The sequence below is a fragment of the Pseudoalteromonas sp. SG41-2 genome (genome assembly GCF_014164535.1).
Classification (GTDB): Bacteria; Pseudomonadota; Gammaproteobacteria; order Enterobacterales; family Alteromonadaceae; genus Pseudoalteromonas; species Pseudoalteromonas rhizosphaerae.
In genome coordinates, this window is the sequence record NZ_JACJFK010000086.1 from 1 (window position 1) to 1,303 (window position 1,303).

The following is a 1,303-nucleotide window of genomic DNA, read 5'->3' on the forward strand; positions in this document are numbered from 1 at the left end:
GGGGTGAGCTTGCTGATTGGCTCGCCTCTATTAACATAGCCCGTGAGTAAATACGCTTTAGGAAAACTAGATTGCCCTGTATTCAATAGCTCTGTCATTGTTCATCCTTGATATTAAACACGTCATAAATAAATATTCCGGTCATGCCCCAAATATTACTTTCTTTAATCGGTATCTCTTTTGTTTGCCGGGTCACTAAATCTAACTCAATAAAGTAATAATTATTAAACGCCCAACCATTCCCAAGAAGCTCAGTAGACTTTCTTTTAGATTTTGTTAACACTTTATTTTTTTTATCTGAGAAAAAGTAAGTATCTGCTTTTCTTGGTGATATAATGCGCTTATTGGGGTCCGATAAGTTAATCCAGTAATTTTGCGCCGCCCCAAGCCCTTCTGATAAAAAATAAATATAATCGCCGAAGGGGGATACTTCTAAATACTTCATAGTAAAATGGTTATTAAAACCTAAATCGACCTTCTCTATCACGTCGCCATTAAAATCATGTAACCAGTATTTATTTTTTTTATCGGCTAAAAAAGTTTTACCATCTGGCAATAAAAACAAGCCATTAGAGTAAATAATTGGCCGCTCAGTAAGTGTTTTAGTGGGTACATGGTAGTTATAATGCTTACCACTGGCGTAAAAAATCACATTTTCACTGTCTTTAGTCCAATTAAAATGGGCATAACCATGGCCTTTACTCATAAAAATAAACTGTTGGGTTTTGGTATCCCACAGCTCGCGGGTAAAGCCGTGCTCTGTTGTATCCATAGATAAAGCAATGTAGCGGTTATCTGGCGAGCGCACCGGTTTATGTAGCCCAACCATCCATTTATCTTCAAATGCAGTTTCGGGAATAATGCGGCGCCTATCAGAGAGATCCATGCGCGCAGAAAATAATGTAGTTTGCCCCGTCCACTCTATGTTGGTTTTAAATAAAATCCGCGGAGTTGAAAACGTTTCTTTATCGCCATACACCTCATTGCGCACCTCTTTAGGCCATTCAGGGTGGTATGTATGACGATACGCCAATTTATCTTTACTAAATCGGCTGGGTTGCTCTTCAACAACTTGTTTAGCAGGTGGATTAGGCTCCTCACCACAGCCTGCTAATAGCAGCGTAGCGACACTTAGTAACATTATGACTGCACGGCGTGAAAATGACTTAGTTAACAGTGGCGTTATTGGTGATTTTTTTACTGAAATTAATGACATCAATAGTCCTTGATTGTACGGTGTAAATTGGTCGTAGAGGCAGCAATGCGAAGCATGAACGGGGTAGTTTTTTGGGCATGAAACGGT

The 1,303-nt window shown here is 39.4% G+C and carries 1 protein-coding gene; it reads right to left on the reverse strand.

Annotated features, from left to right (window positions below):
• Positions 1-94: 94 nt before the first annotated feature.
• Positions 95-1,303 (reverse strand): hypothetical protein (locus tag H5186_RS22480; protein WP_310737100.1); only part of this gene is annotated, 1,209 nt, incomplete at its 5' end.